This window comes from Pseudomonas sp. P2S-1 (assembly GCF_057197725.1).
In genome coordinates this window covers 4,342,039-4,360,783 of sequence record NZ_CM170068.1, presented here as the reverse complement: position 1 = coordinate 4,360,783, position 18,745 = coordinate 4,342,039, and the positions used below count along the sequence as shown (strand labels likewise).

Annotated in this window: 19 protein-coding genes and 1 other RNA gene; 12 read left to right on the top strand and 8 right to left on the bottom strand. The window is 63.5% G+C overall.

The annotated features are described in order from the left end of the window. Window positions 1–469 precede the first annotated feature (469 nt). On the bottom strand, window positions 470–1,105 hold the full coding sequence (locus AC2CQI_RS19480) for a DedA family protein (protein WP_075802839.1): 636 nt from the start codon (window positions 1,103–1,105) through the stop codon (window positions 470–472). Between the two features lie 208 nt (window positions 1,106–1,313). On the opposite strand from AC2CQI_RS19480, the gene hemB reads away from it, so the two are divergent. Both hemB and ppk1 read left to right on the top strand, forming a co-directional pair. Continuing rightward, window positions 1,314–2,324 (top strand): porphobilinogen synthase, encoded by a 1,011-nt coding sequence (gene hemB, locus AC2CQI_RS19475; RefSeq protein ID WP_484577628.1) that lies wholly within the window; start codon window positions 1,314–1,316, stop codon window positions 2,322–2,324. Between the two features lie 97 nt (window positions 2,325–2,421). Next, the gene (ppk1, locus tag AC2CQI_RS19470; RefSeq protein ID WP_372239108.1) at window positions 2,422–4,587 is read left to right on the top strand and encodes a polyphosphate kinase 1; all 2,166 of its coding nucleotides are present in this window, start codon (window positions 2,422–2,424) and stop codon (window positions 4,585–4,587) included. On the opposite strand, the gene ppx is transcribed toward ppk1, so the two are convergent. Next, complete coding sequence (gene ppx, locus AC2CQI_RS19465; protein ID WP_075802842.1) at window positions 4,574–6,076, bottom strand: exopolyphosphatase; 1,503 nt, start codon at window positions 6,074–6,076, stop codon at window positions 4,574–4,576. The genes ppk1 and ppx overlap by 14 nt on opposite strands. A gap of 240 nt (window positions 6,077–6,316) precedes the next feature. On the opposite strand from ppx, the gene trxA reads away from it, so the two are divergent. The 5 genes from trxA to AC2CQI_RS19440 all read left to right on the top strand — a co-directional run bounded on the left by trxA (window position 6,317) and on the right by AC2CQI_RS19440 (window position 11,621). After that, window positions 6,317–6,643, top strand: coding sequence for a thioredoxin TrxA (gene trxA / locus AC2CQI_RS19460; RefSeq protein WP_075802843.1), 327 nt, complete (start codon window positions 6,317–6,319; stop codon window positions 6,641–6,643). A gap of 226 nt (window positions 6,644–6,869) precedes the next feature. After that, on the top strand, window positions 6,870–8,129 hold the full coding sequence (gene rho, locus AC2CQI_RS19455; protein ID WP_075802844.1) for a transcription termination factor Rho: 1,260 nt from the start codon (window positions 6,870–6,872) through the stop codon (window positions 8,127–8,129). A 127-nt stretch (window positions 8,130–8,256) separates the two neighbouring features. Then, window positions 8,257–9,723: a 4-hydroxy-3-polyprenylbenzoate decarboxylase gene (gene ubiD / locus AC2CQI_RS19450; RefSeq protein ID WP_075802845.1), complete on the top strand. Its 1,467-nt coding sequence runs from the start codon at window positions 8,257–8,259 to the stop codon at window positions 9,721–9,723. Further along, entirely contained in the window at window positions 9,723–10,691 is a 969-nt protein-coding gene (locus AC2CQI_RS19445; RefSeq protein WP_075802846.1) for a CDP-6-deoxy-delta-3,4-glucoseen reductase, read from the top strand. Before ubiD ends, AC2CQI_RS19445 begins: the two co-directional genes overlap by 1 nt. A gap of 285 nt (window positions 10,692–10,976) precedes the next feature. Further along, a complete protein-coding gene (locus AC2CQI_RS19440) occupies window positions 10,977–11,621 on the top strand; it encodes a gamma-glutamylcyclotransferase (protein ID WP_178391982.1) in 645 nt (214 codons plus the stop codon). Window positions 11,622–11,725: 104 nt separating this feature from the next. Here the strand turns inward: AC2CQI_RS19440 and AC2CQI_RS19435 are convergent, their stop codons facing one another. After that, window positions 11,726–12,703: an NADPH:quinone oxidoreductase family protein gene (locus tag AC2CQI_RS19435; protein WP_484577627.1), complete on the bottom strand. Its 978-nt coding sequence runs from the start codon at window positions 12,701–12,703 to the stop codon at window positions 11,726–11,728. 163 nt (window positions 12,704–12,866) lie between these two features. On the opposite strand from AC2CQI_RS19435, the gene AC2CQI_RS19430 reads away from it, so the two are divergent. Then, window positions 12,867–13,274, top strand: coding sequence for a flagellar basal body-associated protein FliL (locus AC2CQI_RS19430; RefSeq protein ID WP_075802849.1), 408 nt, complete (start codon window positions 12,867–12,869; stop codon window positions 13,272–13,274). A gap of 8 nt (window positions 13,275–13,282) precedes the next feature. On the opposite strand, the gene AC2CQI_RS19425 is transcribed toward AC2CQI_RS19430, so the two are convergent. Beyond that, window positions 13,283–13,732, bottom strand: coding sequence for an EVE domain-containing protein (locus AC2CQI_RS19425; RefSeq protein WP_075802850.1), 450 nt, complete (start codon window positions 13,730–13,732; stop codon window positions 13,283–13,285). 189 nt (window positions 13,733–13,921) lie between these two features. Between AC2CQI_RS19425 and AC2CQI_RS19420 the strand changes: the two genes are divergently transcribed. Then, window positions 13,922–14,080, top strand: coding sequence for a hypothetical protein (locus AC2CQI_RS19420; RefSeq protein WP_178391983.1), 159 nt, complete (start codon window positions 13,922–13,924; stop codon window positions 14,078–14,080). Between the two features lies 1 nt (window position 14,081). On the opposite strand, the gene AC2CQI_RS19415 is transcribed toward AC2CQI_RS19420, so the two are convergent. From AC2CQI_RS19415 to AC2CQI_RS19400, 4 genes are all read right to left on the bottom strand, one after another. After that, window positions 14,082–14,687: a 5-formyltetrahydrofolate cyclo-ligase gene (locus tag AC2CQI_RS19415; RefSeq protein ID WP_075802851.1), complete on the bottom strand. Its 606-nt coding sequence runs from the start codon at window positions 14,685–14,687 to the stop codon at window positions 14,082–14,084. Window positions 14,688–14,747: 60 nt separating this feature from the next. After that, window positions 14,748–14,925: non-coding RNA, 6S RNA (gene ssrS, locus AC2CQI_RS19410), on the bottom strand. Between the two features lie 18 nt (window positions 14,926–14,943). Next, window positions 14,944–15,264: a cell division protein ZapA gene (locus AC2CQI_RS19405; RefSeq protein WP_075802852.1), complete on the bottom strand. Its 321-nt coding sequence runs from the start codon at window positions 15,262–15,264 to the stop codon at window positions 14,944–14,946. Continuing rightward, the gene (locus tag AC2CQI_RS19400) at window positions 15,261–15,470 is read right to left on the bottom strand and encodes a TIGR02449 family protein (protein ID WP_009395629.1); all 210 of its coding nucleotides are present in this window, start codon (window positions 15,468–15,470) and stop codon (window positions 15,261–15,263) included. Before AC2CQI_RS19400 ends, AC2CQI_RS19405 begins: the two co-directional genes overlap by 4 nt. A gap of 151 nt (window positions 15,471–15,621) precedes the next feature. Here AC2CQI_RS19400 and AC2CQI_RS19395 point away from each other — a divergent pair, with 151 nt between their 5' ends. The 3 genes from AC2CQI_RS19395 (at window position 15,622) to ubiH (ending at window position 18,732) form a co-directional block, all read left to right on the top strand. Beyond that, a complete protein-coding gene (locus AC2CQI_RS19395; RefSeq protein WP_484577626.1) occupies window positions 15,622–16,176 on the top strand; it encodes a YecA/YgfB family protein in 555 nt (184 codons plus the stop codon). 73 nt (window positions 16,177–16,249) lie between these two features. Beyond that, the gene (pepP, locus tag AC2CQI_RS19390; RefSeq protein WP_484580642.1) at window positions 16,250–17,536 is read left to right on the top strand and encodes a Xaa-Pro aminopeptidase; all 1,287 of its coding nucleotides are present in this window, start codon (window positions 16,250–16,252) and stop codon (window positions 17,534–17,536) included. Then, window positions 17,533–18,732, top strand: a complete 1,200-nt coding sequence (ubiH, locus tag AC2CQI_RS19385) for a 2-octaprenyl-6-methoxyphenyl hydroxylase (protein WP_484577625.1) — start codon at window positions 17,533–17,535, stop codon at window positions 18,730–18,732. The genes pepP and ubiH overlap by 4 nt, the downstream gene beginning before the upstream one ends. Window positions 18,733–18,745 lie beyond the last annotated feature (13 nt).

Genomic DNA, 18,745 nt, shown 5'->3' with positions numbered 1-18,745 from the left:
CGAGCCGGTGATCTTCGGGGTGACCACGCCGCTGGCGAGCTGGAATCCGCTGTGGGCCAACCTGCAGTTCTATGCCCAGCTGTGGAGCGATGCGCGGCGCGCTTCACGCTGGCAGGACAAGCTGCGGATCTGGTTCATGCCTACTGGCTGGCGCCCGGAGGATGTGGCGCAACGTTATCCACAGGCCAGGCAGGATCTGGCGAACTTCCAGAAATTCGAAGTGCCCCTCGCCATGCCACGGCAGGTGTATGTGCTGCTGCAGTTCACCGTGTACGTGGCGCTGGGCAGCTACCTGATGAACGCCGGGCCGCATTTGCCGCTGTCGGCCTTGCTGCTGGGCGCGCTGGTGATGGGGTTCGGGCTGTTCGTGCTGGGGGCGGCGCTGGAGAACCGGCCCTGGGCGCTGAAACTGGAACTGTGGCGGCTGGCGCTGAATGTGCCAGCCTTCGCCTTGGCGGGGTGGGCCGGCTTAGGGCCGGTCACTGTCCTGGGAGGTGTCGCTCTGCTTGGCTACAGCCTGCTCAGCCTGATGGGCCTGCGCTTCCTGTTTGGCGATGCGCGCGGCCTTGAAACGCCGGCGCAGCCACAGCAGGGCGCCGAGCACCAGCAGACCGCCGAGCACCCATAGCTCGTACTTCTTCACGTTGCCCAGCAGGCCTTCGAGGATGGCGCCGAAGTGGTAGGCGGCAGCGCCCAGGGCCAGGGCCCAGATCGCCGCGCCTATGCCGTTGAGCAGCAGATAACGGCGCGGTGGGTAGCCGGACAGGCCGATGGCCACCGGCATCACGGTGCGCAGGCCATAGACGAAGCGGAAACTCAGGACCCAGATGTCCGGATGGCGGCGCACATGCTCCAGTGCGCGGTCGCCCATCAGTTGCCAGCGCGGCTTGCGCGCGAGCAATTTGCGCCCGTGACGACGCCCCATGAAGTACCAGAGCTGGTCGCCGGCGTAGCTGCCGAAGAAGGCCACCAGCACCACCAGGTTGATATCCATGTATCCGCGGAACGCCAGGAATCCGGCAAGCACCAGGATGGTCTCGCCTTCAAAGAACGTACCTAGAAAAAGGGCAAAGTAGCCAAAATCTTGCAGGAATTGTTGGAGCATTTTCTGGATGCTGGCGAAATGAACGCGCAGCCTACCCCTTCATGGCCTTTCGGGAAAGTGTCCAAATGTGTCTCGACGTGAACAATTCCTACAGGGGACAATGACTGCGTCTGTAGGTCGCAGTCTTACACCAGCCTGTCACACAAGCGTCATAATGGCCGCTTATAACTGTCGCGCCCGCCTGTTCGTGCGGGCTCAGGAGTCTGCCGTGAGCTTTACCCCTGCCAATCGCCTGTTCCCTGGTACCCGCCTGCGTCGCAACCGCCGCGACGATTTTTCCCGTCGCCTGGTTCGCGAGAATGTCCTGACGGTCGACGACCTGATTCTTCCGGTATTCGTCCTCGAGGGTGAAAACCGTCGCGAGGAAGTCGCGTCCATGCCGGGCGTCGAGCGCCTGAGCATCGATCTGCTGCTGGAAGCGGCGGCAGGCTGGGTCGAGCTGGGTATTCCGGCCCTGGCCCTGTTCCCGGTCACCCCGACCGAGAAGAAATCCCTCGATGGCGCCGAAGCCTGGAACCCGGAAGGCATTGCCCAGCGCGCTACCCGCGCCCTGCGTGCGCGCTTCCCGGAGCTGGGGGTGATCACCGACGTCGCCCTCGACCCTTTCACCACCCACGGTCAGGACGGCATCCTCGATGAAGAGGGCTACGTCCAGAACGACATCACCGTCGACGCCCTGGTCCGCCAGGCCCTGTCCCACGCCGAGGCCGGCGCCCAGGTGGTCGCACCGTCCGACATGATGGACGGCCGTATCCAGGCGATCCGCGAGGCCCTGGAACTGGCCGGTCATGTGAATGTCCGCATCATGGCCTACTCGGCCAAGTACGCCAGCGCCTATTATGGTCCGTTCCGCGATGCGGTCGGTTCGGCGCTCAATCTGGGCAAGGCCAACAAGGCCTCCTACCAGATGGATCCGGCCAATACCAACGAGGCGCTGCATGAAGTGGCGGCCGACCTCTCCGAAGGCGCCGATATGGTCATGGTCAAGCCAGGCATGCCGTATCTGGATATCCTTCAGCGGGTCAAGGACGAGTTCAAGGTGCCGACCTTCGTTTACCAGGTCAGCGGCGAATACGCGATGCACATGGCGGCGATCCAGAATGGCTGGCTCTCCGAAGGTGTCATTCTCGAATCGCTCACCGCTTTCAAGCGGGCGGGTGCCGACGGCATTCTCACGTATTTCGCTGTGCGCGCCGCACAATTGATGAGAGGGCAGTAACGCCCTTCAGGAACGCAATATGAATAACGAAGCACTGATCGAAGCTGCGGTTAAGGACATCAAGGACGTGAACGAAGAGGCGGCCGTACCCGAGCCGATGCTGGAAACCCCGGCGGAGCCCGCTGCGGTTCCGGTGGTCACTGCGGAAACGCCGGCCGTCGCGCCGACGCCGGCCGTGGCGATCCCGGGCCTGGATGACACCAGCCTCTACATCCACCGCGAGCTGTCCCAGCTGCAATTCAACATCCGCGTACTGGAACAGGCGCTGGATGAGTCCTACCCCTTGCTGGAGCGGCTGAAATTCCTGCTGATCTTCTCCAGCAACCTGGACGAGTTCTTCGAAATTCGTGTTGCGGGCCTGAAAAAGCAAATCACCTTCGCCCGTGAACAGGCCGGCGCCGACGGCCTGCAGCCGCACCAGGCGCTGGCCCGCATCAGCGACCTGGTGCACGGCGAAGTGCAGCGCCAGTACGCGATCCTCAACGACGTGCTGCTGCCGGAGCTGGAAAAACACCAGATCCGCTTCATCCGCCGCCGTCACTGGACCACCAAGCTGAAGACCTGGGTGCGTCGCTTCTTCCGCGACGAGATCGCGCCGATCATCACCCCGATCGGTCTCGACCCGACCCACCCGTTCCCGCTGCTGGTGAACAAAAGCCTGAACTTCATCGTCGAGCTGGAGGGTATCGATGCCTTCGGTCGCGATTCCGGCCTGGCGATCATCCCGGCGCCACGCCTGCTGCCGCGGATCATCCGCGTGCCGGAAGAAGTCGGTGGCCCTGGCGACAACTATGTATTCCTCTCGTCGATGATCCATGCGCACGCCGACGACCTGTTCCAGGGCATGAAGGTCAAGGGCTGCTACCAGTTCCGCCTGACCCGCAACGCCGACCTGGCACTGGACTCCGAAGACGTGGAAGACCTGGCCCGCGCCCTGCGCGGCGAGCTGTTCTCCCGTCGCTACGGTGACGCGGTGCGCCTGGAAGTCGCCGACACCTGCCCGAAACACCTGTCCGACTACCTGCTCAAGCAGTTCAGCCTGAGCGAAAGCGAGCTGTACCAGGTCAATGGTCCGGTCAACCTGACCCGCCTGTTCAGCATCACCGGCCTGGACAGCCACCCGGAACTGCAATACACGCCGTTCACGCCAGCGATTCCCAAGCTGCTGCAGAACAGCGACAACATCTTCAGCGTGGTGGGCAAGCAGGACATCCTGCTGATGCACCCGTTCGAGTCCTTCACCCCGGTGGTGGACATGCTGCGCCAGGCCGCCAAGGACCCGCATGTCCTGGCCGTACGCCAGACCCTGTACCGCAGCGGCGCCAACTCGGAAATCGTCGATGCGCTGGTGGATGCCGCGCGTAACGGCAAGGAAGTGACTGCGGTCATCGAACTGCGGGCGCGTTTCGACGAAGAGTCCAACCTGCAGATGGCCAGCCGCCTGCAGGCTGCCGGCGCCGTGGTGATCTACGGTGTGGTCGGCTTCAAGACCCACGCCAAGATGATGCTGATCCTGCGGCGCGAAGCCGGCGAGATCGTGCGCTACGCGCACCTGGGTACCGGCAACTACCACGCCGGCAACGCCCGCCTGTACACCGACTACAGCCTGCTGACCTCCGACGACGCCCTGTGCGAGGACGTCGGCAAGCTGTTCAGCCAGTTGATCGGCATGGGCAAGACCCTGCGCATGAAGAAGCTGCTGCACGCGCCTTTCACCCTGAAGAAAGGCATGCTCGACATGATCGCCCGGGAAACCCAGTTCGCCGTGGAAGGCAAGCCGGCGCACATCATTGCCAAATTCAACTCGCTGACCGATCCGAAGATCATCCGCGCGCTGTACAAGGCCAGCCAGTCCGGCGTGCGCATCGATCTGGTGGTGCGTGGCATGTGCTGCCTGCGTCCGGGCATCGCCGGGGTCTCGCACAACATCCACGTGCGCTCGATCATCGGCCGCTTCCTCGAGCACACCCGGGTGTTCTACTTCCTCAATGGCGGTGACGAGCAGATCTTCCTGTCCAGTGCCGACTGGATGGAGCGCAACCTCGACAAGCGCGTCGAGACCTGCTTCCCGGTGGAAGGCAAGAAATTGCTGCTGCGGGTGAAGAAGGAGCTGGAAGGGTATCTGACCGACAATACCCATTCGTGGATCCTGCAATCGGACGGCCGCTACGTGCGCAGCTCGCCGACCGGCAACCAGAACCCGCGCAGTGCCCAGGCAACCCTGCTGGAGCGCCTGAGCAACCCGATCCTCAGCGTACGCTGAGGACGAAACCGACCCGGGCCAGCCACTCGGCTTCCTGGTCGAAGTCGGCCTGGGTCAGCTGGTTCTCCTGCAGCCAGCCATCGGGGAAGGCCACGTTCAAGCTGTCGTCACTGGCGTGCAGCTTGACCGTTGGCATCTGCTGGGTACCACGGATGTGGTGGAACAGGATGGCGAAGCGCAGCAGCACGCACAGGCGGATCAGCTTGGTGCCTTCGTCGCCGAACTCGGCGAACTTGTCCTTGGGAATGTTGCGGCGGTGGCCACGCACCAGCAGGGCCAGCATTTGCTGGTCTTCGCGGGAGAAGCCGGCCAGGTCGGAGTGTTCGATCAGGTAGGCGCCGTGCTTGTGGTAGTGATAGTGGGCGATGTCCAGCCCCACTTCATGCACCTTGGCCGCCCAGCCCAGCAGTTCGCGCCAGATTCCTTCTTCAAGATCCCATGCCTTGGCCACCTGGTCGAAGGCATGCAACGCCTTGCGCTCGACCCGCGCGGCCTGGCCCTGGTCGACGTGATAGCGCTCCATCAGCGAGGTGAGGGTGCGTTCGCGCACATCCTCGTGGTGATGGCGGCCGAGCAGGTCGTAGAGCACGCCTTCGCGCAGGGCGCCGTCGCAGTGGTCCATGCGTTGCAGTTCGAGGGCGTCGAAAATCGCTTCGAGAATCGCCAGGCCGGCCGGGAAGATCGTCCGGCGGTCCGGCTTGACCCCGTCGAAGTCGATCTTGTCGGTTTCGCCCAGCTTGAACAGCTTGCGCTTGAGCCAGGCCAGGCCCTCGGCGTTGACCTCGCCGCTGCCCAGGCCGGCGGCCTTGATCGCCGAGCCGATGGCGCGGATGGTGCCGGAGGAGCCGATGGCTTCGTCCCAGCCCAGGCGGTGCAGGGCGCTCTCGATGCTCATCAGTTCCAGGCGCGCGGCGGTGTAGGCCTGGGCATAGCGCGCCGGGGTGATCTTGCCGTCGCGGAAATAGCGCTGGGTGAAGCTCACACAGCCCATCTGCAGGCTTTCGCGCAGCAGCGGCTCGAAGCGCTGGCCGATGATGAATTCGGTACTGCCGCCGCCGATGTCGGCGACCAGGCGCTTGCCCGGGGTGTCGGCGAGGGTATGGGAAACCCCCAGGTAAATGAGGCGGGCTTCCTCACGGCCGGAGATCACTTCCACCGGGTGGCCGAGGATTTCTTCGGCGCGGCGGATGAATTCGCCGCGGTTGCGCGCTTCGCGCAGGGCGTTGGTGCCGACGATGCGCACCGAGCCCGGAGGCATGCCGTTGATCAGTTGGGAGAAACGCTTCAGGCAGTCGAGGCCGCGCTGCATGGACTCTTCGCTGAGCTGGCGTTCTTCGTTGATGCCGGCCGCCAGTTGGACCTTCTCTCCGTTGCGCTCGAGGATGCGGATCTCGCTGTGATGGGCCTTGGCTACAACCATATGGAAACTGTTGGAGCCCAGGTCGATGGCGGCGATCAGGGAAAGGTTCTTGGCGGAGGAATGGGGCATGGTAATGGCTTCTCGGTCGTTAACCTGGCAATCCTGCCACGATAGTCGTCTTACGCCAACGCGCGGCAAGCCAGGGCTTGATGTGGCGCAGTTTCGCGTAGGAAATGTGTCTTTTGTGTGACAGCTGATTCGGTAATTCATCAACTATCATAGTTAGACTCAATCGGTTTCGGCTTCCTGTGGACAGACCGTGCCGCTATGATGGGCGACGTTTTTTAGCTTCCGAACCTGGAGATTTCCATGAGCGACCTGATCAAATACGTCACCGACGCCACTTTCGAGGCCGAAGTGCTGCAGGCCCAAGGCCCTGTACTGGTGGACTACTGGGCTGAATGGTGTGGTCCTTGCAAAATGATCGCTCCAGTGCTGGACGACATCGCTTCGACCTACGAAGGCAAGCTGACCGTCGCCAAGCTGAACATCGACGAAAACCCCGACACCCCGTCCAAGCACGGCGTTCGTGGTATCCCGACCCTGATGCTGTTCAAGAACGGCAACGTCGAGGCGACCAAGGTCGGCGCACTGTCCAAGTCCCAGCTGGCAGCCTTCCTCGACGCTCATATCTGAGCCTCGAAAAAGCCCCGCATTTGTCGGGGCTTTTCTCTTTCTGGTGACTAGACGCCAGAAAAAGCAGGTGTTACATTCGGCCTCGCACTGATTCTCCAGTGCCCCCTGCACGCCCGTCGCCGCATTCCAATTCGAATCAGTACGCGATCATTCGCCTCCCGCGGCGCGGCTTCATTAAGCCAGATGCTTAATCTCTCCCTTCCTACATGATTACTCCATTCCCCTTATGAACCTGACTGAACTCAAGCAAAAGCCGATTACCGATCTGCTCGAAATGGCCGAACAGATGGGCATAGAAAATATGGCCCGTTCGCGCAAGCAGGATGTGATTTTCTCCCTGCTGAAGAAGCACGCGAAAAGCGGCGAGGAAATCTCCGGTGACGGCGTGCTGGAGATTCTCCAGGACGGTTTCGGCTTCCTGCGTTCGGCGGACTCCTCCTACCTGGCCGGCCCTGACGACATCTACGTCTCGCCCAGCCAGATCCGTCGTTTCAACCTGCGCACCGGCGACACCATCGTCGGCAAGATCCGGCCGCCGAAAGAGGGCGAGCGTTACTTCGCACTGCTGAAGGTCGACACCATCAACTTCGACCGTCCGGAAAACGCGAAGAACAAGATCCTGTTCGAAAACCTGACGCCGCTGTTCCCCAACGTGCGCCTGAAGATGGAAGCCGGCAACGGTTCCACCGAAGACCTCACCGGTCGCGTGATCGACCTGTGCGCTCCGATCGGCAAGGGCCAGCGCGGCCTGATCGTCGCCCCGCCGAAAGCGGGCAAGACCATCATGCTGCAGAACATCGCGGCGAACATCACCCGTAACAACCCCGAGTGCCACCTGATCGTCCTGCTGATCGACGAGCGCCCGGAAGAAGTGACCGAGATGCAGCGCACCGTGCGCGGCGAAGTGGTCGCCTCGACCTTCGACGAGCCGCCGACCCGTCACGTGCAAGTGGCCGAGATGGTCATCGAGAAGGCCAAGCGCCTGGTCGAGCACAAGAAGGACGTGGTCATCCTGCTCGACTCCATCACCCGCCTGGCCCGCGCCTACAACACCGTGATCCCGAGCTCCGGCAAGGTCCTGACCGGTGGTGTCGACGCCCACGCCCTGGAGAAGCCGAAGCGCTTCTTCGGTGCCGCGCGTAACATCGAGGAAGGCGGTTCGCTGACCATCATCGCCACCGCGCTGGTCGAAACCGGCTCGAAGATGGACGAAGTGATCTACGAAGAGTTCAAGGGTACCGGCAACATGGAACTGCCCCTGGACCGTCGCATCGCCGAGAAGCGTGTGTTCCCGGCCATCAACATCAACCGTTCGGGTACCCGTCGCGAAGAGCTGCTGACCGCCGACGACGAGCTGCAGCGCATGTGGATCCTGCGCAAGCTGCTGCACCCGATGGACGAGATCGCCGCCATCGAGTTCCTGGTCGACAAGCTCAAGCAGACCAAGACCAACGACGAGTTCTTCCTGTCGATGAAGCGCAAGTAAGCACTCGCTGTACGCAAGAGCCGGGGAAACCCGGCTTTTTGCTATCTGTCATAAACACTATTCTGACCGGCCCGGATCGACGTTACACTGCCCACCCCGACCGATACGGCCAATACGAGGCTCACGCATGCAGTATCGCGATTTGCGCGACTTTATCCGTGGCCTGGAGCAGCGCTCTGAACTCAAGCGCATCCAGGTCCCCATTTCGCCGGTCCTGGAAATGACTGAAGTCTGCGACCGCACGCTGCGGGCCAAGGGGCCGGCACTGTTGTTCGAGCGTCCCACCGGCTACGACATCCCGGTGCTGGGCAACCTGTTCGGCACCCCGGAGCGGGTGGCCATGGGCATGGGCGCCGAATCGGTCAGCGAATTGCGCGAGATCGGCAAGCTGCTGGCGTTCCTCAAGGAGCCGGAGCCGCCGAAGGGCCTGAAGGACGCCTGGTCGAAACTGCCGATCTTCAAGAAGGTCGTGTCCATGGCGCCGAAGGTGGTCAAGGACGCGCCTTGCCATGAAGTGGTCATCGAAGGCGACGACGTCGACCTGGGCATGCTGCCGATCCAGCACTGCTGGCCGGGCGACGTCGCGCCGCTGATCACCTGGGGCCTGACGGTTACCCGCGGGCCGAACAAGGAGCGCCAGAACCTCGGCATCTACCGCCAGCAGGTGATCGGCCGCAACAAGGTGATCATGCGCTGGCTGAGCCACCGCGGCGGCGCCCTCGACTACCGCGAATGGTGCGAGAAGAACCCGGGCAAGCCGTTCCCGGTGGCCGTGGCCCTGGGTGCCGACCCGGCTACCATCCTCGGTGCCGTGACCCCGGTCCCCGATACCCTTTCCGAATACGCCTTCGCCGGCCTGCTGCGGGGCAACCGCACCGAGCTGGTGAAGTGCCGCGGCAGCGACCTGCAGGTCCCGGCCACTGCCGAGATCATCCTCGAAGGCGTGATCCATCCGGGCGAAACCGCGCCGGAAGGCCCGTATGGCGACCACACCGGCTACTACAACGAAGTCGACAGCTTCCCGGTGTTCACCATCGAGCGCATCACCCATCGCACCAAGCCGATCTATCACAGCACCTACACCGGCCGGCCGCCGGATGAGCCGGCAATCCTCGGCGTGGCGCTGAACGAAGTGTTCGTGCCGATCCTGCAGAAGCAGTTCCCCGAGATCACCGACTTCTACCTGCCGCCGGAAGGCTGCTCGTACCGCATGGCGGTGGTGACCATGAAGAAGCAGTACCCGGGCCACGCCAAGCGCGTAATGCTGGGGGTCTGGTCGTTCCTGCGACAGTTCATGTACACCAAGTTCGTTATCGTCACCGACGACGATGTCAACGCGCGGGACTGGAACGACGTGATCTGGGCCATCACCACGCGCATGGACCCCAAGCGCGACACGGTGATGATCGAGAACACGCCGATCGACTACCTCGACTTCGCCTCGCCGGTCTCGGGCCTCGGCTCGAAGATGGGCCTGGACGCCACCAACAAGTGGCCGGGGGAAACCACCCGCGAGTGGGGCCGTGTCATCGTCAAGGACGAAGCCGTGACCAAGCGGATCGATGAGTTGTGGAACCAGTTGGGAATAGATTGATGCAGGTAACCTTGCAGCCGTCCGGGGCCGTGATGACCCTCAACCCCGGCGAGAGGATTCTGGAAGCGGCGCAACGCCTGGGTTATGACTGCCCGCAGAGCTGCCGCAACGGCAACTGCCACGTCTGCGCCGCCTTGCTGGTGGAAGGCAGCGTGCGCCAGAACGGTGAAGTGCGTGATCACGGTGAGCTGTTCACCTGTATCGCCGAGCCGCTGGAAGACTGCGTGCTGCTCTGGGACGGCGTCTTGGCCCTCGGCGAGCTGCCGGTGCGCAAGCTGGCCTGCCAGCTGAGCGATTGCAGCCCGGTGGGCGGCGATGTCTGGCGCGTGCGCCTGCGCGCCCCGGCCGGCAAGGCGCCGCGCTATCACGCCGGGCAATACGTGCTGATCGAGCGTGAGGGCGGCGACAAGGCTGCCTTCTCCCTGGCCTCGGCGCCCCATCGTGGCCGCGACCTGGAGCTGCATGTACTGGCTCGCGAGAAAAGCGCGCTGGACCTGATCGCCCAGTTGCAGCGCAATGGCATGGCCCGGCTCGAGATGCCGTTCGGCGATACCCACCTGGCCGAGCTGCCGGATGGCCCGCTGGTGCTGATCGCCGCCGGCACCGGCATGGCGCAGATGCACAGCCTGATCGAACACTGCCGGGTGCGTGGTTTCCAGCATCCGGTGCACCTGTACTGGGGTGTGCGTCGGCCCGAGGATTTCTACGAGATCGAGGAATGGGCGCAGTGGCAGCAGTTGCCCAACCTGTTCCTGCACCAGGTGGTCAGCGACCAGTGCGGCTGGGCCGGGCGCTGCGGCCTGCTGCACGAGGCGGTCTGCGAGGATATCGAGGACCTGTCGCCGGTCCACGTCTACGCCAGCGGTTCGCCGAACATGGTCTATGCCACCCTTGATGCCCTGGTCGAAGCGGGCATGGATGCGCACCAGATGCGTGCGGATGTATTCGCTTATGCCCCACGGGGGTAACTTCGGTAATAAGGCGCGTTGCAATGACGCGCCCGATTCAAATAACCAACTGTGCAAGTAAAGTTTATAAGGGGCGTCTGCCCTTGATTGTTGCACACGCCATGAAAAAGTATCGCTACACTTGCAGAAATACAGTCGAATATTCCGAAATGCCCGGATTCACGGGCTTTGAGCGCAACGGGGCTTGTTAACGCACCGCGATCTGCCGTACGGTAAGTGTTCAACGAGAGTGTTGGCTTTATAGTGAGGTACTTCGGTATTTCACGAGGATTTTTGGCGGCGGCTATGTCGGTACCTGCACCTTTTCCATTGGCTTATCCCCCGGTAGTTGATTTCGGACAGCAATTGTCTCGGGAGCAACTTGTTGAATCGGTCGAAAGAACCATGGCCCTGCATCATGGCGGGCCGGTCTGGCTGTTTGCCTACGGCTCGCTGATCTGGCGACCGGAGTGCCAGTCGACCGAGCGCCGGCGTGGCCGGGTGCATGGCTATCACCGTGGTTTGTATCTCTGGTCCCATGAGCATCGCGGCACGCCGGAATGTCCGGGGCTGGTGTTCGGGCTGGACCGGGGTGGTTCGTGCAGCGGCTTTGCCTACAAGCTGCCGGAAGAAAAGCTGCAGGACTCGTTGCTGGCGTTGTGGCAGCGGGAGATGCCGTATCCGGCCTACCGGCCGCACTGGCTGAATTGCCGGCTGGAGGATGGCAGCAAGGTCCAGGCCCTGGGTTTCGTGCTGGAGCGGCATCTGCCGTGCTATGCGGGGAACCTGCCGGACAACCTGCTGACCCATATCCTCGCCAGCGCCAAGGGGCGTTATGGCACCACCCGGGAGTATGTGGAGCAGACCTTGGAGGCGTTGCGCAGCCATGCGATGCCGGACCGGAACCTGGAGGCGCGGTATCGGCGCTGTCATTCCCAGCAGGGGAATTGATGGTGTTGTCGAGGGCCCTATCGCTGGCAAGCCAGCTCCCACAGGTTCCGCGGTGCACGCGGTCACTGTGGGAGCTGGCTTGCCAGCGATGAGGCCCTTGAGGCTTACCTCACTTTCACCACCAACTTGCCCACCGCCTTCCGGCTAGCCAACTGCTCGATCGCTTCCCCAGCCTCCGCCAGTGGATAAGTCCTCGACACCAACGGCTTCAGTTTCCCCTCGGCAAACCAGGCAAACAGCTGCTTGAAGTTCGCCGCATTGTCCGCCGGCTGGCGCTGGGCGAACGAACCCCAGAACACCCCTAGCACCGCGCCGCCCTTGAGCAGCACCAGGTTCACCGGCAGCTCGGGAATCCGCCCGCTGGCAAAGCCCACCACCAGCAACCGCCCGTTCCACGCCAGCCCGCGCACGGCCTGGTCGAACAGGTCGCCGCCCACCGGGTCGTAGATCACATCGACGCCCTTGCCGCCGGTCAGGCGCTTGATCTCGTCCTTCAAACTGGACTGGCTGTAGTCGATCAGCTCGTCCGCGCCGGCCGCCCTGGCCGTTTCCAGCTTCTGCGCACTGCTGGCCGCCGCGATCACCCGCGCGCCCATGGCCTTGCCGATCTCCACCGCCGCCAGCCCGACACCACCCGAGGCGCCCAGCACCAGCAAGGTTTCCCCCGGCTGCAACTGGCCACGCTGGCGCAGCGCATGCATCGAGGTGCCGTAGGTCATGCCGAAGGCCGAGGCGGTCTCGAAGTCCATGCCCTCGGGGATCGGCATCACGTTGTAGGCCGGCACCGCCACCTGTTCGGCAAAGCTGCCCCAGCCGGTCAGGGCCATCACCCGGTCGCCGGCCTTGAAGGCCCCGGCGCTCTCACCGGCTACGCTGACCACGCCCGCTGCCTCGCCACCCGGCGAAAACGGCAGCGGTGGCTGGAACTGGTACTTGCCTTCGATGATCAGGGTGTCGGGGAAGTTGACGCTGGCCGCATGCACGTCCAGGAGGATCTCGTTCTTCTTCGGCGCAGGACTTGCGACCTCTTCCAGCACCAGATCGCGGGCCGGACCATGGGCTTTGCACAACAAGGCTTTCATCGGGGCTATTCCTTTGCGAGGGGTGGCCGATAAGTGTAGGTAGGCGAGGGGCGGGGTCAACGAGCATGGCCCGGCCTGAATAGGCCGATATAAACGAGCACGGACTTGGGTTTGCACGGCGCGCTGGGTATGCTGGCGACCAATTGTTTCGAGGAGCGAATTCGTGAAAGCGTGGATCCTGGTGGTACTGGCACTGATGCTGCCGGCAGCGGCGATGGCCGAGGAAGAGAAGGAAGGCGCGGCACCCAAGGTGTCCTACATCAGCCTGACCCCGCCCTTCGTCGGCAACTACGCCCTCGACAGCGGCCCCCGCCTGCGGGTGTACAAGGCCGACGTGGCCCTGAAGGTCACCGGCGACGCCGATGCCGCCGCGGTCAAGCACCACGAGCCGCTGATCCGCAACCAGCTGGTGGCGCTGTTCACCCAGCAGACCCTGGAGGCCATGAGCAACGTCGACGCCAAGGAAAAGCTGCGCCAGGAAGCCCTCAAGCAGGTCCAGCAGGTGCTGGAAAACGAAGAAGGCCGCCCGGTCGTCGAAGACCTGCTGTTCAACAACCTGATCGTCCAGTGATCACGGCGTCAACGCAGTTGCAGGATCGCCGCCCACTGCTCGGCGGTGACCGGCATCACCGATAGCCGGCTGCCTTTTTGCACCAGCGGCATCTCGTCCAGCGCGGCCTGCTGCTTCAGGTAGCCAAGGCCGAGGACCTTGCGGAAGGTTTCCACATGGGCCACGTCCACCGCGCTCCAGGGGTTCTTCTCGGCGCTGGCCTTGGGGTCGTGGTAATGGCTTTGCGGGTCCAGGGCGGTGGGGTCCGGGTAGGCGGCGGCGCTGATCCGGGCGATGCCGGCGATCCCCGGTTCCGGGCAACTGGAGTGATAGAAGAAGAACTGGTCGCCGACCGCCATCGACCGCATGAAATTGCGTGCCTGGTAATTGCGCACGCCATCCCAGCGCGCCTCGCCGAGGCGGGCAAGATCCTCGATGGAAAGCTCGTCGGGTTCGGATTTCATCAGCCAGTAGGCCATGGGTTCAGCTCCTTGTTGCTCTGAAACAACCTGTTGCATCAAACCGACGACTGGTTGACGTCAAGGTTTGCTTGCAGACCAATGTTGTCGGAAAATGCGCCAAATTTTTTTCCAGCTTGACGCTGCTGCACGGCCTATAACAAGAACCGCTGCGGACATCGTGATGAGTTTGCCTGAGGGGGGCAATCGATGAATCGCAAACCGGATCTGTTCTGGGTACTTGTTTTCGTGTTCGGTCTTGGCGTGGTCACCACCGGTTATGCCCAGAGTCTCTGGGAGCGCAAGGCTGAAGCGGCGTACCAGATGCCGGTCGTTCCCGCGCAAGCCCAGGCCCAGTTGCAGCGCTGATTCAGCGCGCCAGATACCAGCTTTTGTCCGACACCGTTCCCTGCAGCGGAACGTCCCAACTGGCCTGTGCCAGGCGCTCCACCTTCTGGCATTCGTGCGCCAGCCCCAGCAGCAAGGGTTTTTTCCACGCCTTGCGCCGGCCCTGATAGGCCAGGCTGCGATCATAGAAGCCACCGCCCATCCCGAGGCGACCGCCCAATTCATCGAACCCCACCAGTGGCAGCAGGATCAGGTCCAGCGCCCAGATCTTCCGTTGCCGCGCCAGGCTGATGCTCGGCTCGGGAATGCGGAAGCGGTTGGGCCGCAGCTTTTCCCCGTGCTCGAAACGCTGGAAGGCCATCTTGGTCCGCGGCCAGGCATGCAGCACCGGCAGGTAGGTGAACTTGCCGCGACGCTGGGCTTCGCGCAGCAGCAGGCGCGGGTCGATCTCGCTGTCGTTGGGCAGGTACAGGGCGATATGCCGGGCCCGGCGGAACAGCGGATGCTGGGCCAGTTGCCGGTACAGGCCGCGCGCGGCACGACGTTGCTCGGCCGGCGTCAGGGCGCGGCGGGCATTGCGAAGCAGGCGGCGGAGTTGGGGGCGGGTCAGCGACGCGGTGTCGGTCATGGCACGGGCGATCCCAAGGTATGCCTGCGCGGGGGAAAAAGATGCGCAGGCAAAGAAAGCAGGCTCCCCGACGAACCGCTGTCGGTGTAGCCCTTGAACCCGAAAGTTCAAGGTGGAGATTGCAGGAGGCGTTAAGGCTTTCCGTCAAGCGGACATGCACACCGGCCCCACGTGCAACCCCCGTGGTTGTGCGTATCGGCTCAGGGACATGACCGACTGGCAAGCACTCCAGGGAGTGGGCGGAGTATACAGAAACTTAGTTGCTTTTTGTATCCGCGTCGTCGGCCAGGGCTTGATCCACGCGGTCCAGCAGGTCGCGCACCTGCTCGCGGGTGGCGCCGCCGTTCTGCGCGTCGGGGCGTTCGTCCTGTTTGTGCAGCAGGTCGTGAGTGATGTTCAAGGCGGCCATCACGGCGATGCGGTCGGCGCCGATGACCTTGCCGCTGCTGCGGATCTCGCGCATCTTGCCGTCGAGGTAGCGGGCGGCGCTGATCAGGTTGGTGCGCTCTTCCTGCGGGCAGATGATCGAATACTCTTTGTCGAGGATCTGCACGGTGACGTTGTTCGGTGAACTCATGAGTCTTGCTCCAGGGCCTTGAGCCGCGAAATCATCGATTCGACTTTCTGCCGCGCGATTTCGTTTTTTTCGATGAGGTGGGCGCGCTCCTCGCGCCAGGACTTCTCCTGCACGGATAGGAGTGCGTTTTGCCGTTTTAGTTGCTCGACCCGCTCAATCAGCAGTTCGAGGCGGCTCTTCAGCGTTTGCAGCTCGTCTTCTTGCATTGCTCGCCACTCGATTCGTCGTACCGTGACTGCTCCGTATCCCGCGTCCGCCACCGGCCGAATTGCCCGCCCAGATGGTCTTGGCGCGCCTGCCGGTGCTAGGATACAAGGCCTTCATTCTAGTCATTGCGCCGTCTGGCGCCTAGTTGCCATGTCCAATACCCAATCGCCGTACACCGCTTTCGCTACCCTGCTCAACAGCAATGGCCACCCTGTTTCCCCTGCTGAACTGCATGGCTTGCTGCTCGGGCGCAGCTGTGCCGGCGCCGGTTTCGATGCCGACAGCTGGCTGGCCGACGCGGCCCACCTGCTGGAAAGCGAACCGGTAGACAACGTTCGCAACGCTTTGATCGGTCTCCAGGAGATGGTCAAGGGCGAACTGACCGGCGAAGACATCACCATCGTCCTGCTCCTGCCCGGTGACGAGCAGCCGCTGAGCGAGCGCGCAGGCGCCCTGGGCCAGTGGTGCCAGGGCTTCCTCGCCGGTTTCGGCCTGAATGCCGGCGGCAAGGACCTGAGCGACGAAGCCAAGGAGGTTCTGCAGGACCTCACCGCTATTTCGCAAGTCCAGGACGCCCTGGAAGAATCCGAAGACGGCGAAAGCGACTATATGGAAGTGATGGAATATCTGCGCGTGGCGCCGCTGCTGCTCTACACGGAGCTGGCCAAGCCGGTCGCCGCCGCTGCCAAACCTTCCTTGCACTGAGGCCGAACAGGGGTTCCCCGTGGCAGTCACCCATATCCCGAAAGCGGAATACGCCCGGCGCCGCAAGGCGCTGATGGCGCAGATGGAACCCAACAGCATCGCCATCCTGCCGGCGGCCGCGGTTGCCATTCGCAACCGTGACGTCGAGTACCTCTATCGCCAGGACAGCGACTTCCAGTACCTCAGCGGCTTCCCCGAGCCCGAGGCGGTGATCGCCCTGATCCCCGGCCGCGAGCATGGCGAATACGTGCTGTTCTGCCGCGAGCGCAACCCCGAGCGCGAGCAATGGGACGGCCTGCGCGCCGGCCAGGAAGGCGCGATCCGCGACTTCGGTGCCGACGACGCCTTCCCCATCAGCGATATCGACGACATCCTCCCTGGCCTGATCGAAGGCCGCGACCGGGTCTACTCGGCCATGGGCAGCAATGCCGAGTTCGACCGCCGGCTGATGGAGTGGATCAACGTGATCCGTTCCAAGGCCCGCCTGGGCGCGCAACCGCCGAACGAATTCGTTGCCCTGGATCATCTGCTGCACGACATGCGCCTGTATAAATCGGCGGCGGAAGTGAAGGTGATGCGCGAGGCCGCGGCGATTTCCGCCCGGGCCCACGTGCGGGCCATGCAGGCCAGCCGCGCCGGCCTTTACGAATACAGCCTGGAAGCCGAGCTGGACTACGAGTTCCGCAAGGGCGGGGCGAAGATGCCGGCCTACGGCTCCATCGTCGCCGCCGGGCGCAATGGTTGCATCCTGCACTACCAGGAGAACGACGCGCCGCTGAAGGACGGCGACCTGGTGCTGATCGACGCTGGCTGCGAGATCGACTGCTACGCCAGCGACATCACCCGCACCTTCCCGGTCAACGGCGTGTTCTCGGCGGAGCAGAAGGCGATCTACGAGCTGGTGCTCGCCTCCCAGGAAGCGGCCTTCGCCGAGATCGCCCCCGGCAAGCACTGGAACCAGGCCCACGAGGCTACGGTCCGGGTGATCACCGAGGGCCTGGTGACGCTGGGCCTGCTCAAGGGCGCGGTCGATGAACTGATCGAAACCGAGGCCTACCGGGCCTTCTACATGCACCGCGCCGGACACTGGCTGGGCATGGATGTGCATGATGTCGGCGAGTACAAGGTCGGCGGTCAATGGCGCGTGCTCGAGCCGGGCATGGCCCTGACGGTTGAGCCGGGTATCTACATTGCCGCAGACAACCAGAACGTCGCGAAGAAATGGCGCGGCATTGGTGTACGGATCGAGGATGACGTAGTGGTAACCAAGAGCGGCTGTGAAATCCTGACCACTGGCGTACCGAAGACGGTCGCTGAAATCGAAGCCCTGATGGCTGCCGCAAGAAGCCAGGTCGCATGAGCCGGGTCAATCTCGCCATCATCGGCGGCGGTCTGGTTGGCGCCAGTCTTGCCCTGGCCCTGCAGGCCGGCGCCCGGGCCCGGGGCTGGAAGATCCTGCTGATCGAGCCCTTCGCTCCCGGCGACAGTTTCCAGCCCAGCTACGATGCACGATCCTCGGCGCTGTCCTTCGGTACCCGGCAGATCTACGAGCGCCTGGGCCTGTGGCAGGGCATCAGCCGGCGTGCCGAACCAATCCGGCAGATCCAGGTGTCCGATCGCGGGCGCTTCGGCGCGACCCGTCTCGATGCCATCGAGGAAGGCGTGCCGGCCCTGGGCTATGTGGTAGAGAACGCCTGGCTCGGGCAATGCCTGTGGCAAGGGCTCGACGCCGAAGTGGTGAGCTGGCGCTGCCCGGCGGAAGTCACCGCGATGCAGCCCCTCGGTGACGGTTATCGCCTGACCCTGAACGATGAAACCCAGGTCGAATGTGATCTGGCCGTACTGGCCGATGGCGGTCGCTCCGGCCTGCGTGAGCAATTGGGTATCCATGTCAATCAGCGCCCGTATCACCAGAGCGCGCTGATCGCCAATATCACCCCGGGCGAGGCCCATTGTGGCCAGGCTTTCGAACGCTTCACCGATGACGGCCCGATGGCCCTGCTGCCGCTGCCGGAAAACCGCTGCGCGCTGGTCTGGACCCGTGCCGGAATGGACGCGAAACGTCTGGCCGAGCTGGACGAGCGCAGCTTCCTCGACGAATTGCAGGGTGTCTTTGGCTACCGCCTCGGTGCCTTGCGCCAGGTCGGTGCGCGGCATCTGTATCCGCTGTCGCTGGTGGAAGCCCAGGAGCAGGTGCGCCCGCACCTGGTGGTGCTCGGCAACGCCGCCCACAGCCTGCACCCGATTGCCGGGCAGGGCTTCAACCTGTCGCTGCGCGATGTGCAGTCGCTGGCCGACGGCTTGCTCGCCGGCCCGGACACCCCGGGCGATTTCGCCACCCTGGATGCCTACCGCGAACGCCAGCGCCTGGACCAGGAACTGACCGTCGGCTTCTCCGACAAGGTCACCCGGCTGTTCGGCACTGCCCAGCCGCTGGTCGCCACCGGCCGCAACCTCGGCCTGCTCGGTCTCGACCTGCTGCCGCCGGCCAAGCGCTGGTTCGCCCGCCAGGCCATGGGCCTGGGCACCCGCCCTGATCTCCAGGGCAAGGCATGACCCCTTCTTTCTT

Excerpts from the sequence above, each read along its gene's own strand:
- AC2CQI_RS19480 (WP_075802839.1), bottom strand. The coding sequence starts at position 1,105 with ATGCTCCAACAATTCCTGCAAGATTTTGGCTACTTTGCCCTTTTTCTA.
- ppk1 (WP_372239108.1), top strand. The coding sequence starts at position 2,422 with ATGCTGGAAACCCCGGCGGAGCCCGCTGCGGTTCCGGTGGTCACTGCG.
- ppx (WP_075802842.1), bottom strand. The coding sequence starts at position 6,076 with ATGCCCCATTCCTCCGCCAAGAACCTTTCCCTGATCGCCGCCATCGAC.
- trxA (WP_075802843.1), top strand. The coding sequence starts at position 6,317 with ATGAGCGACCTGATCAAATACGTCACCGACGCCACTTTCGAGGCCGAA.
- rho (WP_075802844.1), top strand. The coding sequence starts at position 6,870 with ATGAACCTGACTGAACTCAAGCAAAAGCCGATTACCGATCTGCTCGAA.
- ubiD (WP_075802845.1), top strand. The coding sequence starts at position 8,257 with ATGCAGTATCGCGATTTGCGCGACTTTATCCGTGGCCTGGAGCAGCGC.
- AC2CQI_RS19445 (WP_075802846.1), top strand. The coding sequence starts at position 9,723 with ATGCAGGTAACCTTGCAGCCGTCCGGGGCCGTGATGACCCTCAACCCC.
- AC2CQI_RS19440 (WP_178391982.1), top strand. The coding sequence starts at position 10,977 with ATGTCGGTACCTGCACCTTTTCCATTGGCTTATCCCCCGGTAGTTGAT.
- AC2CQI_RS19435 (WP_484577627.1), bottom strand. The coding sequence starts at position 12,703 with ATGAAAGCCTTGTTGTGCAAAGCCCATGGTCCGGCCCGCGATCTGGTG.
- AC2CQI_RS19425 (WP_075802850.1), bottom strand. The coding sequence starts at position 13,732 with ATGGCCTACTGGCTGATGAAATCCGAACCCGACGAGCTTTCCATCGAG.
- AC2CQI_RS19420 (WP_178391983.1), top strand. The coding sequence starts at position 13,922 with ATGAATCGCAAACCGGATCTGTTCTGGGTACTTGTTTTCGTGTTCGGT.
- AC2CQI_RS19415 (WP_075802851.1), bottom strand. The coding sequence starts at position 14,687 with ATGACCGACACCGCGTCGCTGACCCGCCCCCAACTCCGCCGCCTGCTT.
- AC2CQI_RS19405 (WP_075802852.1), bottom strand. The coding sequence starts at position 15,264 with ATGAGTTCACCGAACAACGTCACCGTGCAGATCCTCGACAAAGAGTAT.
- AC2CQI_RS19400 (WP_009395629.1), bottom strand. The coding sequence starts at position 15,470 with ATGCAAGAAGACGAGCTGCAAACGCTGAAGAGCCGCCTCGAACTGCTG.
- AC2CQI_RS19395 (WP_484577626.1), top strand. The coding sequence starts at position 15,622 with ATGTCCAATACCCAATCGCCGTACACCGCTTTCGCTACCCTGCTCAAC.
- pepP (WP_484580642.1), top strand. The coding sequence starts at position 16,250 with ATGGCGCAGATGGAACCCAACAGCATCGCCATCCTGCCGGCGGCCGCG.
- ubiH (WP_484577625.1), top strand. The coding sequence starts at position 17,533 with ATGAGCCGGGTCAATCTCGCCATCATCGGCGGCGGTCTGGTTGGCGCC.